This window comes from Streptomyces chengmaiensis, from assembly GCF_029846775.1.
In the GTDB taxonomy this organism is placed as follows: Bacteria; Actinomycetota; Actinomycetes; order Streptomycetales; family Streptomycetaceae; genus Streptomyces; species Streptomyces chengmaiensis.
The window spans coordinates 17,703-31,584 of the sequence record NZ_JARWBG010000006.1 but is presented as its reverse complement, the minus strand read 5'-3'; the positions used below and the strand labels follow the sequence as shown (position 1 = coordinate 31,584).

General features: G+C 67.1%; 15 protein-coding genes and 1 pseudogene. 10 read left to right on the top strand and 6 right to left on the bottom strand.

Going from position 1 to position 13,882, the window contains the following annotated elements:
* The first annotated feature begins 132 nt into the window (after positions 1–132).
* The gene (locus QCN29_RS07785; protein ID WP_279926997.1) at positions 133–579 is read left to right on the top strand and encodes a VOC family protein; all 447 of its coding nucleotides are present in this window, start codon (positions 133–135) and stop codon (positions 577–579) included.
* Positions 580–588: 9 nt separating this feature from the next.
* Here QCN29_RS07785 and QCN29_RS07780 read toward each other — a convergent pair whose 3' ends face one another.
* The 6 genes and pseudogenes from QCN29_RS07780 to QCN29_RS07755 form a co-directional block, all read right to left on the bottom strand.
* On the bottom strand, positions 589–798 hold the full coding sequence (locus tag QCN29_RS07780) for an antitoxin (RefSeq protein ID WP_279926996.1): 210 nt from the start codon (positions 796–798) through the stop codon (positions 589–591).
* 107 nt (positions 799–905) lie between these two features.
* Positions 906–992 (bottom strand): annotated as a pseudogene (locus QCN29_RS07775) (glutamine synthetase); the annotation flags it as partial.
* Between the two features lie 516 nt (positions 993–1,508).
* Positions 1,509–3,965, bottom strand: a complete 2,457-nt coding sequence (locus tag QCN29_RS07770; RefSeq protein ID WP_279926994.1) for a protein kinase domain-containing protein — start codon at positions 3,963–3,965, stop codon at positions 1,509–1,511.
* A gap of 573 nt (positions 3,966–4,538) precedes the next feature.
* Positions 4,539–5,249 carry a creatininase family protein gene (locus QCN29_RS07765; protein WP_279926993.1) on the bottom strand — a complete coding sequence of 237 codons (711 nt, stop codon included), beginning with the start codon at positions 5,247–5,249 and terminating at the stop codon, positions 4,539–4,541.
* Between the two features lie 18 nt (positions 5,250–5,267).
* Entirely contained in the window at positions 5,268–6,395 is a 1,128-nt protein-coding gene (locus tag QCN29_RS07760) for a hypothetical protein (protein WP_279926992.1), read from the bottom strand.
* A gap of 187 nt (positions 6,396–6,582) precedes the next feature.
* The gene (locus QCN29_RS07755) at positions 6,583–6,966 is read right to left on the bottom strand and encodes a GntR family transcriptional regulator (protein WP_279926991.1); all 384 of its coding nucleotides are present in this window, start codon (positions 6,964–6,966) and stop codon (positions 6,583–6,585) included.
* A gap of 764 nt (positions 6,967–7,730) precedes the next feature.
* On the opposite strand from QCN29_RS07755, the gene QCN29_RS07750 reads away from it, so the two are divergent.
* The 9 genes from QCN29_RS07750 to QCN29_RS07710 all read left to right on the top strand — a co-directional run bounded on the left by QCN29_RS07750 (position 7,731) and on the right by QCN29_RS07710 (position 13,874).
* On the top strand, positions 7,731–8,051 hold the full coding sequence (locus QCN29_RS07750) for a hypothetical protein (RefSeq protein WP_279926990.1): 321 nt from the start codon (positions 7,731–7,733) through the stop codon (positions 8,049–8,051).
* Positions 8,048–8,719, top strand: a complete 672-nt coding sequence (locus QCN29_RS07745) for a GGDEF domain-containing protein (protein ID WP_279926989.1) — start codon at positions 8,048–8,050, stop codon at positions 8,717–8,719. The genes QCN29_RS07750 and QCN29_RS07745 overlap by 4 nt, the downstream gene beginning before the upstream one ends.
* Positions 8,716–9,621 (top strand): DUF2637 domain-containing protein, encoded by a 906-nt coding sequence (locus tag QCN29_RS07740; RefSeq protein WP_279926988.1) that lies wholly within the window; start codon positions 8,716–8,718, stop codon positions 9,619–9,621. The genes QCN29_RS07745 and QCN29_RS07740 overlap by 4 nt, the downstream gene beginning before the upstream one ends.
* On the top strand, positions 9,621–10,013 hold the full coding sequence (locus QCN29_RS07735; protein ID WP_279926987.1) for an RRQRL motif-containing zinc-binding protein: 393 nt from the start codon (positions 9,621–9,623) through the stop codon (positions 10,011–10,013). The genes QCN29_RS07740 and QCN29_RS07735 overlap by 1 nt, the downstream gene beginning before the upstream one ends.
* A gap of 95 nt (positions 10,014–10,108) precedes the next feature.
* On the top strand, positions 10,109–12,301 hold the full coding sequence (locus tag QCN29_RS07730) for a cell division protein FtsK (protein WP_279926986.1): 2,193 nt from the start codon (positions 10,109–10,111) through the stop codon (positions 12,299–12,301).
* 140 nt (positions 12,302–12,441) lie between these two features.
* Entirely contained in the window at positions 12,442–12,723 is a 282-nt protein-coding gene (locus QCN29_RS07725; RefSeq protein WP_398859145.1) for a hypothetical protein, read from the top strand.
* Between the two features lie 4 nt (positions 12,724–12,727).
* On the top strand, positions 12,728–12,916 hold the full coding sequence (locus QCN29_RS07720) for a hypothetical protein (protein WP_279926984.1): 189 nt from the start codon (positions 12,728–12,730) through the stop codon (positions 12,914–12,916).
* 11 nt (positions 12,917–12,927) lie between these two features.
* A complete protein-coding gene (locus QCN29_RS07715) occupies positions 12,928–13,539 on the top strand; it encodes a hypothetical protein (RefSeq protein ID WP_279926983.1) in 612 nt (203 codons plus the stop codon).
* Positions 13,536–13,874, top strand: a complete 339-nt coding sequence (locus QCN29_RS07710; RefSeq protein WP_279926982.1) for a hypothetical protein — start codon at positions 13,536–13,538, stop codon at positions 13,872–13,874. The genes QCN29_RS07715 and QCN29_RS07710 overlap by 4 nt, the downstream gene beginning before the upstream one ends.
* The last annotated feature ends 8 nt before the right edge of the window (positions 13,875–13,882 follow it).

The following is a 13,882-nucleotide window of genomic DNA, read 5'->3' as shown; positions in this document are numbered from 1 at the left end:
TGACCGGGGCCGCCCGATGATTTCCGGCGTGCGGCGCGGTCAACACTCTGTACATCCGGGAGACTCCCGCACTCTTCTGCACCGGCCCGGAGGGCCGCAAGGCTTCCCGCTGCGTCCGAAGGAGAACTGACCATGGACTGGACGCTCGAAGTGATCGTGGTGCCCGTCTCCGATGTGGAGCGGGCCCGTGACTTCTACCGGGACAAGGTCGGCTTCCACGTCGACATCGACTTCCGGACCGACGGCGGCGCCCGGCTCATCCAGCTCACCCCGCCAGGATCCGGCTGCTCGGTCGTCATCGGCGAGAACGTCCCGATGCCCTTCGGCGCGCCGACGCCTAACCCCGGCTCGTACCAGGGTCTTCAGCTGGTGGTGGCCGACATCCGGGCGGCCCGCGACGAGTTGGCGGGACGCGGCCTCGAGGTGACGGGCCCGGTGGAGGTCGCCCCCGGGGACGGGGGCACGTTCCTCTACTTCAAGGACCCCGACGGCAACGGCTGGGCGGTGCAGGAGTTCCGCAGACGCGCCGCCGAGCCGTTGCACGAGGTGGTGCGCTCCCTCACCACCGCGACCGGGTAGCAGGGGGCGTCAGTCCTGGGGCGGGTTGTCCTGCTCGCGCCTCGGCGCTTCCGGGTCCCGCTGCAACCGGTCCTTGGCCTTCTGCTGGGCCGTGTCGATCTGCTCCTGGTACTTGCCGTGGGTCGTCTCGTCCACCGTGTCGCCGGACCTGTCGACGTCCTGCGCGGTCTTTTCCTCGTGGCCCTTGAGCATCTGCCTGAGCTTGTCCATCACGGACATCGGGTCGTCCTCTCGACGCTGTTCGGCCCCCGGTCTCCAGGGTCCCCGCACCCCGCGCGATCCGCATCCGCACGGGGGACCGGGGCGGCGACCGCGCCGGGAACCGGCTACAGCACCGGGAGGTTCTTCTTCAGTTCAAAGGCGGTGACCTCGGAGCGGTACTCCTCCCACTCCTGCTTCTTGTTGCGCAGGAAGTGAACCGGCACGCTGACCACGTGGGCGGCTGCACACCCAAGCCCCCGCGACCAGCAGCGCAGCAGCCGTCATCGGTCGTCGTTGGTCGTGCCCGGCCACCCTCCGACGGCCCACAGACGGCCCGACGCACACGACTCCGGAGGGCCCTTACGTCCCCAGCGGAACCGGTTGGTCAAGGCCCCGTAACAGACGCTCGGTCGGTTCGGGTCCGTCCACAGATAGTCCACGGAGAACCGGACCACCACCTCGAGCACGCCCCAGCCTTCCTCGTCGCGCCGCTCACGGATTTCGCAGTCACCATGTGGGGAAGTGGGGAACCATACAGGTTCCACCTGCGCTGGCGTATCGGGAACTTCAGCCAGGGAAGCAAAGGGTATTAGGCGGGCTGCGGGGTTGACGTGCGGTGGATCTGTGATGGCATCTAATCGGCGATGGACTGGGTTCCCGGTGCTCCCCGTCCGTTCCCGCACGATTCTTGCACGAATGCGGTCGCTGTTCCACACTCTTGTTCGGCGTCAGAACGTGAGAAGCTTGCTGGCATCATCGATGGATTCGGCCAGTCGATCGAGGTGTGTTGGCGCATGGTCGACACCAACCCAGGCGCTGACTTCTAGCTGACCCCTTCCATGTCGCTCGCGGACGTCTTTCCATTGGCACCGCTTAAGCGTGGCGACAACTCCTGGCACCTTTTCGTTCATGTACTTTGACAGGCTGCTTCGATCGTGCTGACCCATAGACATGAATTCAATGTTCAGCAACACCCTACCTAGTGATTCATCCCCCTGAACCTGGTAGACCACTCCAGTTGGTGGGGCGTAACGAGCGAGCGAAGCATCGAAGTCCCAGGTATAACTATGCAACGCTTCACTCCGAGCAGCAATTTCCTCGGCTAGCAATTCTGTGTCGGTCACCCGGTCCGGCTCTAGGTGAGCGGACCAAAGACGCGACAGCTCGTTGGCAATAGCTGGAACGTCAATCCTGAGAGCCTGTTGCTCAGACGTAGCCATCAGAATGCAGCGCGCGAAGCGGCTAGGCAAGGAACGCCATTTGGTATCCCGAATCATGGCGGTGGCCTGGTTGACTCTTGTGTACCATTTTTCGCTGGTGTGCTGACCCGGATAAGGGTCCTCGCCGGAGCACAGGAAATACAGAGTCATACCCAAACCGAAGGAGTCAACCGCCCCACTCCTGGTTGATACGTTTGGGATTCTCGCTATCTGCTCAGGGGCCAGGTATCCGCTCGCGGAATAGAGTACAGACTGGTCGCTGGCGCCACGGTGCCAGGAGAGGTCAAAGTCCAGCACAACCACGCGCCAGTCATCTGGAGCGTGATAAAGGCCTTCCAGCATGACATTTGGCGGCCTAATGTCCCGATGCAAAACCCGCTCGGGTAGCGACTGTGCACTTTGAATGATGCGAGCTAGATCCTTTCCAATACGCAGAACCATGTCCCAGTCATCGATTTGGTGCGCTTCTTTCGCCTGGGCCAAATTGGGCCCCTCGATCCATTCCATGGAAACGAAGGTCGGGATCTCGGAGGCATCCTTGTAGGTAACCATCCCCGACACCTGACGCTCCTGAAGAATCTTCATAGAGCGCACGCCACGCCGGAAAGCTGTGAGCTTTTCCCTGTTGCCCCTGATGTTGGAGTGTAGGATTTTGACAGCCTCGTCCTCGCCAGATGGACCGCGCGCGCGATATACGGTTCCAAATGCACCCGAGGCCTCTTCCGTCAGGAGCGTATGACCGAGCAACTCATTCTTTCCTGGGGCTGTGGACAGGAACCAGGCTGCGTGAATCTGCTCAGCATATTTCTGAGCAAAACGCTCATAGGAGTCCAGACCTTCGCCTCCAGGGGTCGACAACAGGTAAGAAGCGTGTGCGTTCAGAACCTTCCGAATCTCCTCTGCGGGCTTTCCCGTCAGTTCTTCCGGGCTTGGAATTCCTGAATTGGCCGGGGTGATTTCGGGGGTGACTGGCGGGTAATCCTCGTCGTCAGCCGCGACGTACGAAAGAAGATCCTCTAGGAAAGCGCCGACTGCAGCGTGTGAATCATCTGGGCTATGATACTTGATGACCTGAATTCCCGACTCTTCTGCCCAATCATCGGTTTCCTGATCTGCCCTATTAGTGAGCCAAAATTTTGGGCTTGCTTGAAGGTTTCGGGCTGTCAGGTACTGAAGGTGACTCCCAATGGCAAAATCGTCGACAGAGATTCCCATGAAGAGGTTGACCCACGACGAAAGACAAATTCGGATGAATTCCTTGTATGTGGCATTCCGCGAGAGTCGCTTAATCTCCTCGTGAGTTAGAATCCACGTTGATGTATCGTCAATAATGCCGTGCAGATTTACCACGAAGCGGTTATTCCCTGTTGGGAGGTTTCTCAGGCGTGCCGCCTGAGTGCCGCCAAATTCAAGTAGCCGAACTCCAGGGTTGACTATGGAAAATGCTCGCGTTGCCAGTCCGTCTAGATTCAAATTCATGATTCCACGCAGCTCTGGAATTCTCCAGAGGGATGCATATTCAGCTGGCACGTCTTTCTGTGGGTTGGGGGTTAGTGCGGCAGCGACAGAGGCATTCCAGGTACTGAATCCAAGCTCCTTTTTGAGTCGCTCAAACGCCACCCAGTAATTCGCTTCATTCCTAATGGATGCGATGTTCCGGAGATGCCTATTGCGGTCCTCTGGCAGGAAGTCTTCAGCTTTTCTCTCTGCCACCTCAAGAAGTTGCTTCTTGAGGCTCGGCCAAGTTGGCATTCCCGCGCTTGCGCTGAGGCCGGAACCTGTCCAGACCAGAATCGGCGAGGTTCGCTCGGCCACGATGGCGCGGAGCTTTTCGTGGGATGGTTGATTCGCATTGAAGGCCATCGTCAGGACCTCCGCCTGGCGGTCTGATCCAGTACTTCTAGCTTGCGACGATTTCTCAGGTATGTCACCTTGGTGGACTGTCTGATCCTTGGTGCTGGGCACCACCCGCTCCGTCGATCTCTCAAAGGTCGGTGGAGCGGCTTTGGGGTGGCGCTGCTTTGGCGCGAGTGATCATGGCCCCGTAAGCTTCCGGCGCGTCGGGCAGTCTGTGGACCTGCCCGGTAAAGCACGACGTTGGGGCCGTGATCTGCGAGGCTCGCGCCAAACTGGCTCCGTAAAGCCGTGGAGTCGACCGCCCCAGCCGCGACGCACCTCTTCTCTGGCATCAGGTGGCTGATCGCTGTAGCCCGCGGCGCGGGCACCGGCCGGGCTGGAGTGGGGCGGAGACAGGAGCGCAGGTCCGGCCGGGGGCCGCGCCGCGCGGCGAGCGAATGCGAGCCGCCTTGATGAACGTAGGAAAAGTCTGGCGTGCAGGTCTCGCACGCCACCCGGGCGCACCTCGCCACCGAGGCCGCCCACTTCCCCGGCTGCCCGGCGATGGGCCGTGCCTGATCGGCGCGGGCCTCGCTGTCGTCGTTCTGTATCACGTGGTCGGGGTGCTCGGGTAAGCCCGGACAGCGCCTCTGAGTTCTGGCAGGAGCCGGTGCTGGTGACCGCCTCTAGCACGCGGAGTGGCTACGCCTCGCCGAGCGCCGCCAGGTGGTCCGCGAAGCTCGCCGTGAGGCTTTCCAAGACCGCCTTGCCCTTCTCCGCGGTGGCCAACGAAGGGAAGCCAATGACGCCCGTCTCGGTGTATGCCTTCATGCCGAGCGTGAGCAGGAACGGCCGGTGGCTAGCGTCGTGGTCGGCGTTCTCGTAGCCCGGTCGGACAATGGAAGGTTCCGCGTGCAGCAGGATGGACGTTTCGATCTCACCCGCGTGCATATCGTCATGCGCGTTGCTGACCAGACCGCCGTGCTCGCGTGCTCGGTTCCACTCCCGCCCCTGCGGGAAGAGGCTCATGCGCGGCTCGGTGAGGTTGGCCTCCTGCACGATGTTGGAGAGTACGTAGTTCCCGCCGTGGGCGTTGACCAGCACGAGCTTCCGGACCCCGGAGGCTTCCAGGGACGACGCGATGTCCGTGATCACAGCGTGTAGGGTTCGCGCGCTGATGCTGACTGTCCCCTGCCACGTCCCATGCTCGTGGCTGCACGCGATCGTGATGGGCGGGAGAGCGAGCACCGGGTACGCGGCTGCCAGCTCGCGGGCGATGATGCAGGCGATCGCTGTGTCTGTGATGAGCGGCAGGTGGCCTCCGTGCTGCTCGTACGACCCGATCGGCAGTACGGCCACGCGCGGTGCCTGTTCCTGGACATCGGTGGTGGTGATGGTGGGAAGCAGGTTCACGGCTCTCCTCTGGTCCGGTCAGCTCCCTCTCATACTGCCCAAGAGTCGATTCAGCTCTGAAATCTCCACCAGCTTCCGCCACGGCTGGAGGAGCGGCTGGAGCCGCCCAAGCTCAGCGAAGATGCGCGCTGAGCCCGTCGCCTGTGCGATCGCGGCTGCCTCGGAGGCGGCGTTGTACGCGCCCTCCACGTCTTCGAGCTGTGCGTATGCCGTGGCGAGCCGCGCCAGGCACAGGCCCCGGTCCCGCTGCTGCTCCGCCGGCCACCGGGTGAGGCTCGCTTCCAGGGTCTTCACCGCCTGTTCGGGGCGCTGGAGCTGGAGCGCACAGTTCGCGGCTTCCATGTCGATATACGACACCGAGCAGTACGGGGCGAGGCTGGCACCGTCATCGGGGGCTTCGTCGGCGAGTACCCGCGCCTCGTCCAGAGCACGGGCACAGTCGTCGGCCTGGCCCAGCAAGGCGTAGGAGTTGGCGCGGGCCCGAAGTGCCACGGCTCGAACCTGGTGGGGCAGCTTCCGAGCCTCCTTCAGAGCCGCGTTGGCGAGGCCGACCGCGTACCCGGCCTGCCCGGCCTCAGCCGCGATGTTGCTGCGCCTGTGGAAGACATAGGCGCTGAGTGCAGGGTCGTCCAGCTCAGACGCGTAGTCGAGTGCGCGGTTCGTCCAGAGCATGGCCGACTTCGAGTCGCCCGTGTCCTGGTGGAGCCACCCCAGAAGTTCGGCATATCGGGCCCCCACGCGAACGACCTCATCCCTCAGCGGTCCGGATGCGTCCTTGCACAGCTCCTCGATCAGCGGCATTTGGCTTTGGACAGCGGGCACCAGGAAGCGGGGCCCCACCAGCGGCTCTGCCTGCACGTGCTGGAGGAACACGGACCTGAGGTAGTCGAGAATGGCCGGGTTCGCCGTGGGTGATGTCGCGCTCGGTATCGGCAGCGTGGGCAATGCTTCGAGCTGGGACGGCGCGAACTCGACAGCCAGGCCGAGTTCCATGCGGGTCGCCTCGTAGACCTCGCAGAAGAGTGCCTGGTACTCCGGCCCCGGCTCCCGCCGGCCGTTCTCGAACATGGACACCTGCGTCTTGAGGCTCGATCGCGACGGCAGCTCGATGCCAAGCCGTACGGCGGCATCCTCCATTGCGTCCATCAACTGAGCCTGGGACCATCCACGGGCCGAACGGGCCGCTTGCAGCTTCGTCTTCATCGCTCCCCCGATGTCAGGCGATGCGGCGGACTCTCATCATTGCCCAAAACTGCGCCTGACGTGGGGAGTTAACAGTTAACACCGCGCGGGTGTTAACCGCTGTCCGCTGTGAACAGGGGCGCGATGCGGCCTACTGGTTCTCGACAGCGCGACCGGAACGCTCGGCTTCCAGCCGTTCAACTCGGTCGCGAAGGTCCGAGAGCTGGGAGGTGACATGGTCGAGCTGACGCAGGACTTCGGGAAGCGTGCCGCCGGCGTCAGCGCCGTTCGACTGGGCGATGCTCTTCGGGTCGCGGGCAAAGCTGCCGCGAGACGTGGTCGTGATGAACCCTCCGTCCCGGAGGATCGTAAGTGCCCGCTGCACGGTCATACCGGAGATCTTGAACCGATCGGCCAGGTCGCGTACGGAACCGACCCTGGCACCGGGCCTGATGTCGCCGCGCAAGATCTCTTGCCGCAGGATGTCGGCTGCCTGCTCGGAGGGTGGCCTGGGGTCATCTTCAGCAATCGTCACGCCATCGAGCGTACTCACTAGCACGCCCTAGCACGGACTTCACGGGACTCTTGCACACTGGCTCGTACTAGTACATGCTGGTACGTGCCAGTACGAGTGGCCTCGAAAGAGCCTTCGCCGCCTGTGCTCGCAATGGCTCCACCTGCGTGTTCGGTGCGGGATCGCCCGACAGGAAGGCGGCTACGGCCGCGCGCCACGGGCCCCGCGCCACTGGTCCTTGAGAACTGAACAGCGTGCCAAGAGATTGATCGACAGGGGTTGCGCCCTGTCCCCGTGACGGCCGGGTGAGGACCGTCGGCGACCGCGACGCTGTCGGGGCCTGTTGGGCTCGGGTGGAGGTGCGGTCGTTCTGCTGGCGCCGAGCAGTGCGAATAGGGCGCCCCGAGATTGCGAGGCTCGGGACCGGTGACCGTGGCGACGGTACTGGTGAAACCCTCGCGCACCTTCTGTGTGATCGGAGGTCATCTTGACTCGCCGACATACGGGGGCGCCGGCCGTACGGGACCGGTACGGCGGCAACACCCCTTCGCGTCACCGAACCACCGCCGGGCGAGGCAGTGCCGGAGCTGTCCGGCACCGTCTCGCCTGGCTCCACCCGTAGCCGCAGCACTGAAGGTGCTGGGGCCGGTTGCCTCCCCTGTCCGTCTCGTACGGGCGGGGTTGAGGGGAGCCGAGCATGCGGGCTTCACAGCTGGAACGGTCGCCTGTCACCACAACACCGCGACCGCTCCGGCTTCTTCGTCCCTTCGAGTCAGGAGTGATCCATGCGTACGTACATCGGCACACACCGCGTGCTGGACGCGGCGGAGTTCGCGGAACTGGCGCTCGGTATGGAGGAACTGCCCGCGGGGATCGACCGGCACCTGTTCCGGGGCCCGCTGGCACCGGAGAGCGCCGAGGAGCGGGCGGCACGGCTGGACGTGGCCCGGGAGGTCATCGCGGACCTGGCCGCCGAGGGCGAGGCGGGTGACGAGGTCGCCGCGTGGGACGCGCTGTACGCGGATGCGCTGACCCGCACGGTGCCGTTCCTGCGCGCCGCCCGCACCGCTGGCCGTTCCGGCCAGGCCGGGGAGGTGGCGGCATGAGCCAGACCCTGACGGCCCTGTCCGCAGCGCTGCCGCTCGCGGCCGGATGGTCCGTGCACAGCCTGCGTCTGCGACGCCGGATCGAGGACGCGCGCCGCGACCCGCTGACGGGCCTGTGGACGCGCGAGGCGTTCGAGGAGCGCGCCCGCAAGAGCCTGTCCCAGGGGCAGCAGCGGGCCGTGCTCGTGCTGGATCTCAACTGGTTCAAGCAGATCAACGACACCTACGGCCACGCGGCCGGTGACGCGGTGATCAGCGCGACCGGCCAGCGCCTGGGCGGCTGGGCGGCTGAGCACCACGGCGTGGCCGGCCGACTGGGCGGGGATGAGTTCGCCGCCGTCTCCGACGTGAGCGGCACGAGGGACACCGTCACCGGCAACCTCAGCGCGAAGCTGCTGGAGTTGATCGGTCGCCTTGAGCGGCCCGTCCCCTTCGAGGGTCGCCTCATCGACGTGCACGTGTCGGTTGGGGTGGCCCGCTACTGGCGTCGCCCGGCTGATCTGTCGGCCCTGCTGCGGCTGGCCGATGAGCACATGTACCGGATCAAGCAGGAGGGCGGCGGCTTCAGCATCGCCCCCAGGCACGGGCTCGGTCCGGAGCTCGGGACGGTCAACGGCCGCCGCGAGGGACGCCCCGGCACCCACTCCGCGCCGGAGGTGGCGGCATGAGGCGCATTTTCAACCCCAAGACGCTGCTGGTCGCCGCTCTGGTCGGCGTGGTCGGGATGGCGTTTCGCGTCTCGTGGAACGCCCAGCGCGACGTGGCCCGCACGGTCGGCGCGGACGACACGGCCGCGCTGCTCTACCCCTTCGTGGTCGATGGGCTGATGGCCCTGGCGCTGGTCGCCACCCTCACCCTCACCGGCAAGGACAAGACGTTCGCGCTGCGGGTGCTGGCCGGGTACACGGTCGCGTCGCTGGTGCTCAACTACGTGCACGGGCTGGTGCCCGGACTGCACGGTGGAGGCCAGCGGATGCAGTTGGCCGACTGGGCTCCGGCCAACTGGGTGCTCGTGCTGCTGGCCACCTCGCTTCCGGTCGGGTCGATTTTCTTCGGCTCCGACCTCGTGGCTAAGGTCCTGCACCACCGACCCATCCCGACCATAAACGCGGATGAAACGGAAGACACCACAGCAAATCGGTTGAGGTCTGACCTGCACGAGTCGACCCCCGAACCAGTCCCGGCGGTGTCCGAACTGCCTGCCCCTGAGTCGGCCGACCCGGGCCCGGTCATCGAGCCGGTGGGGCAGGTCGACTCCGAGCCGGGAGACGAGCCGACCCAGTCGGCTGAGCCGGTTCCGGTGAAGGCGGTGGCTGCCGTGGAGTCGGGTCCGCGTCGGGCGACCGGTCGGGTACCGGAGGCGGCGCGGACCCCGCGCCCGGTCCGGACGCCGGATGAGCTGCTGGCCGAGGCGCGGACGGTCACGGCCGACTGGTCGGGTGCGGAGCTGACGGCTGAGGCGATCCGCAAGGCGGTGCGTACGTCATCGGCCAACGGCCGGATGCTGCGCGACACGCTGAGGGCGGAGCGCGCTGAACCGGACGCTGGCGCTGAGGCGACGGCCGCGTAATGGCCGCCCGCCGACGCCTGTACGACCCGACCGGCAAGCGGTACGGCATCCCCACCTTCCCGTGGCGGATGGCCCCGGACGGCTTGGCCACGCGCCGCCAGCTCAGGGCCCGCGGCTTACGCCCCGGCGGCCAGGAGATCGCCGCGCAAGTGCTGTGGCACTCGCACCGCTACTGGCGCCCGGGCCGCAGCTCGATCCGCGTCGCCTACCTCTACCGCCTCGACCTGGCCAAACCGGTCCGGCCGATGACGCCCGCGAAGTGGGCGGCGCTCGCCAAGGCGAACACAGCCCGCCGCATCTGCCCCGAGTGCCGGCGGGACGCCGGATACCGCATCCCGACCTCGCTCGGCCTGTGCGTGGCCTGCGCCGACGCACCCCAACTCGCTGCCTGAACGGGCAGCTTCGCCCAGCGGGGCCCGGAAGCCTCGCCGACCAAAGCGCCGTCCGGGCCCCTTCCATCCCCTCCCGTTTCCGGAAGGAATCAGCAGTGAACCACGACGACGAAAGCGAACTGTTCAACCGGCTCGAAGCCGACGTGGCCGCCGACTCAGGGGCGGAAGTGGTCGACCTGGACAAGGCCCGCTCCGTCCGCGGGTCGGCCGACTCCACCGCCTCCGAGCCGACCCCGGAACACGTCACGGAGCCGGACTCGACCGCGCGCATCATGGTCGACGGACCGGAGCAGAAGGGCCCGGGCTACTTGGGTCGGCTGGCCGGGGCCAAGCGCCGACAGGTCGTCCCCGAGTGGCTGAAGTCGACGGCCGAGCTGAAGACGGCCGCCGGGTGGGTGGTGCGGCACTACGGCCACATGGCCGGGTACCACGCCTTCCGCTCCCCGGCCTACGCCGCGCGGCTGGCGCTGCAGTCGCCGCGCGGGGCCGCGAAGTTCCTGGGCGGAACCATGCGGTGGGTGGCCGACAAGGAGGGCGAGCCGGTCCGCCTGGCCATGGTCCATAAGGAGGACGCGGCCACCTACCTCAAGCTCTCCCGGCAGCGTGACGGACGTGTCCGGCTGCGGACCCTCGTGGTCGTGCTCGCCTCGTTCATCGGCCTGGGCGCGGCCCTCGCGCTGTACGTACTCGCCCCGGCCTGGCTGATGACCGTGTCCGTGGGTGCCGTAGTGCTGGCGCTCGGCTACGCGGGCGAGTCGCCGGACGCGCCCGTCATCAACCGGGCGGTGGAGCTGCCCAAGGCGCAGAAGCTCACCAGTGACATCGTGCTGCGCGCTCTGGCCGCGCTCAGCATTTCGCAGATCAACCAGGCGGTGGCCAAGGGTCGGGAAGGGTTCGTGTTCACCGCCCCGATCACCCGCGACGGCCCCGGCTGGCGCGCCGAGGGCGACCTCCCGTACGGCGTGACGGTCTCGGACGTGATGGACCGCCGTGACCGCCTCGCCTCCGGTCTGCGCCGGCCGCTGGGGTGCGTGTGGCCCGAGGCCGTGCCGGATGAGCACACCGGTCGGCTGGTGCTGTGGGTGGGGGATCAGGACATGTCCAAGGCCAAGCAGCCCGCTTGGCCGCTGGCCAAGTCCGGCCATGTGGATCTGTTCAAGCCCACCGCGTTCGGCACTGACCAGCGCGGACGCTGGGTGGAGTTGTCGCTGATGTACATCGCGGGCATCGTCGGCGCCATTCCCCGCATGGGCAAGACGTTCCTGCTCCGCCTGCTGCTGCTCATCGCCGCCCTCGACCCGCGCGCGGAGCTGCACACCTACGACCTCAAGGGCACCGGCGACCTCGATCCGGTGGGGGAGAAGTGCTCCCACCGCCACCGCGCCGGGGAGGACGAGGAGGACATCGAGCATGCGATCCAGGACCTGCGGGCCCTGCGGGAGGAGCTGCGGCGCCGGGCGAAGATGATCCGCTCCCTGCCCCGCGACATCTGCCCGGAGTCCAAAGTCACCACCGAGCTGGCCAGCATGAAGAAGTTCGGCCTGCACCCGATCGTGGTCGGGGTGGACGAGTGCCAGGTGTGGTTCGAGCACCCCAAGTACGGGGCGGAGTTCGAGGAGATCTGCACCGACCTGGTCAAGCGCGGTCCCGCGACCGGGATCACGCTGCTGCTGGCCACCCAGCGGCCGGACTCCAAGTCCCTGCCGACCGGCATCAGCGCGAACGCCTCCACCCGGTTCTGCATGAAGGTCATGGGCCAGATCGAGAACGACATGGTCCTGGGCACCGGCTCCTATAAGCGCGGGGTGCGGGCCACGATGTTCGCCTGGGGTGACAAGGGCATCCACTACTTCGTCGGCGAGGGCAGTGACGCCCGGATCGTGCGCTCGGTGTACGTGGACGCTGTCGTGGCCGAGGCGATCGCCTCGCGGGCCCGCAAGCTGCGCGAGGACGCCGGCACCCTGACCGGTCACGCGGCCGGACAGGCCCCGGAGGTGGACGCGGCAGCGAGCTACGACCTGCTGCGCGACCTGCTGGCGGTCGTCGCCCCGGAGGAGCCGAAGGTGTGGAACGAGGTCGCCGTGGCGCGGCTGGCGGAGCTGCGGCCGGAGGTCTACGGCGGATGGGAGCCGGAGCAGCTCACCTCCGCCCTCAAGCCCTGCGGCGTCCCCACGGGCCAGGTGTGGGGCAAGACCGAGGACGGCAAGGGCGCCAACCGGCGCGGCTTCGAACGCGCCAAGCTCACCACCGCGATTGCGGAGCGTGACGGAAAGCGGGACGCGAGCTAGCCGCAACCCGCCGCTAGACCTAGCGGGCACCCCCGCTAGGTCTAGCACCCCCGCTAGCGACCCAAACAACCCCTGATCAGCCCGCTAGTGCCTAGCGGGCTCCCTCTCGCATCCCCTGAAACCGCCCTGGGAGGCCCCTTGTGACCCTCATAGCCGCCGCTAGCCTGCTGACCTTGTTGCTCACGTTCTGTTACGTCTGGCTGTGCGCCACTTCCCCGTTCGGCAACTGCCGCAAGTGCAAGGGCTTCGGCTACGCGCTCGAGAAGGACCGCCGCGGACGCCTCAAGCCCGGCAAGACCTGCCGCCGCTGCCGGGGCGACCGCAAGCGCATACGCGTCGGCCGCCACCTCTACAACGTGTGGCTGCGCCTCTACCGCGACGGCACCCCCACCCAGCCCAAGAAGTTCACCCCGAAGGGATAACCCCATGGCCATCACCGTCTCCCTCGTCGCCCTGTTCGGCCTCGTCCTGTTCTTCCTCCTGCGCTCCAAGACCCTCGGCTACGGCTCCGCCTTCATCGCCATGATGTTCGGCTTCTTCCTCGCCTCCACCGGCGCCTCCGGCCCGATCAACGAACTCACCCGCGCCGTCATCAACGCCATCCCGGACCTGTGAGGAGTCAGACAGTGAACGAGCCCCTCGCCACCCGCCACTTGCTCGCCATCGCCGCCCCGAAGGCCACACCCGCGGTGGCCACCTCCACGGTGCTCATCCTCGGGCGGATCTGGAACGCCAACGGCGCCGAACACAGCTTCGGCAACGCGGCCCTCATGGTCGTGCTCGCCGCCGGGGCCGCGACCGCCGGCGCTTTCGCCTCGGCCGGGCGCGCGGGTGATCGCGTCATCGCCGGGACCGCGTTCGCCACCGCTGGCGCGCTGGCCTTGGCCGGGGTGGCCGGTTACGCGGACGGCATCTCGCTGCCGCTGCTGCTGTGGGCGGTGGCCACCGCCGTCGCCTACGGCCTGGCCGCCCGCTACTGGCGCACCGACCGCCGCGAGCGCGAGACGCACGAGCGGCACACCGCCCAGCGGCGCGAGGAACACGCCCACGTCGAACGTGTCGAGGCCCTGCGCGCCGGGGCGCAGATCGAGGTGGCCCGCGAGGGTGCCGCCTACGCCGCCGCACTCGCCCAGGCGCTCACCGCCCGGGCCGCGCTGCCCGGCTTCGACCCCGCCGCCCTCACCCGCGCCGGACTGCCCGAACTGCCCAGCACCGACAGCACCAAGGAGGACTGGTGATCTCCCGACTGCTGGCCCGCAAGCGCCTCGCGGTCCGCTACTGGAGCGGCTGGGTCGCCACCCGGCGCGGCGGGCGCCAGATCGGCCCCCGCCCCATCCTCGCCCTGCACCGCACCCCCGACCCCGACTGCACCACCTGCGGCGGCGCGGGCGAGGTGATGAGCGGCAGCCCCGGACAGGACGAGCCGGACTGGGACGACTGCGACTGCGCGCCGTTCCTGCCCCTGGCCTACCTGTGGCTGCCCAAGCCCCCGGCCTGGCTCCGCCACCGGCGCACCGCGCACGACCCGTGGTGCACCGACCCGGCCTGCGCCCACCACCAGCACCCGTTCTAAAACTGCGA

Excerpts from the sequence above, each read along its gene's own strand:
- QCN29_RS07785 (WP_279926997.1), top strand. The coding sequence starts at position 133 with ATGGACTGGACGCTCGAAGTGATCGTGGTGCCCGTCTCCGATGTGGAG.
- QCN29_RS07780 (WP_279926996.1), bottom strand. The coding sequence starts at position 798 with ATGTCCGTGATGGACAAGCTCAGGCAGATGCTCAAGGGCCACGAGGAA.
- QCN29_RS07760 (WP_279926992.1), bottom strand. The coding sequence starts at position 6,395 with ATGGACGCAATGGAGGATGCCGCCGTACGGCTTGGCATCGAGCTGCCG.
- QCN29_RS07750 (WP_279926990.1), top strand. The coding sequence starts at position 7,731 with ATGCGTACGTACATCGGCACACACCGCGTGCTGGACGCGGCGGAGTTC.
- QCN29_RS07745 (WP_279926989.1), top strand. The coding sequence starts at position 8,048 with ATGAGCCAGACCCTGACGGCCCTGTCCGCAGCGCTGCCGCTCGCGGCC.
- QCN29_RS07740 (WP_279926988.1), top strand. The coding sequence starts at position 8,716 with ATGAGGCGCATTTTCAACCCCAAGACGCTGCTGGTCGCCGCTCTGGTC.
- QCN29_RS07735 (WP_279926987.1), top strand. The coding sequence starts at position 9,621 with ATGGCCGCCCGCCGACGCCTGTACGACCCGACCGGCAAGCGGTACGGC.
- QCN29_RS07720 (WP_279926984.1), top strand. The coding sequence starts at position 12,728 with ATGGCCATCACCGTCTCCCTCGTCGCCCTGTTCGGCCTCGTCCTGTTC.